2 pseudogenes are annotated in these 410 nt (G+C 52.2%); both read left to right on the top strand.

Annotated elements, in window-relative coordinates:
• Positions 1 to 145, top strand: a pseudogene (locus BFF42_RS21050) (hypothetical protein); the annotation flags it as partial.
• A 16-nt stretch (positions 146 to 161) separates the two neighbouring features.
• Positions 162 to 410: pseudogene (locus BFF42_RS21045) on the top strand (DUF4376 domain-containing protein); the annotation flags it as partial.

The raw sequence follows: 410 nt of genomic DNA, 5'->3' as shown, positions 1-410 counted from the left end.
CACCGGAACGTATATAGCATCCCCACAATTTTTCATTACGGGATGTTCAGAGCATTCATTACCGGGGTCATATTGCGCCCTGTCCGGGGTGCCGGATGCACATGTCTCTGGCGCAATGCCCGGGCTTTTTATTCGCACATCGTGAGGAATGCACCGTGTAAATTAAAAAAATCATTAATCCCCGTTATACCGAAAGTGGCGCAGTAGACTGTGACGTTTTTTTTGACGACAGGGACCAGGCAGTCCCCTACACAGCCACCGCTGATGATGTCGCTCCGACGGGTCAGCAAATCTGGCAGGAACTGCAAAGCGGCAAATGGGGTGAGATAGCCCCATTCACTGTGACACCAGAAATGCTGGAAGCGGCCAGAGAGGCCAGACGTCAGGAAATTGAAGCATGGCGCGCAGAA

Origin of the sequence: Shigella sp. FC1661 (assembly GCF_001712525.1) — a bacterium.
Lineage (GTDB): Bacteria > Pseudomonadota > Gammaproteobacteria > Enterobacterales > Enterobacteriaceae > Escherichia > Escherichia coli.
This window is presented reverse-complemented; position numbering and strand designations above follow the sequence as displayed.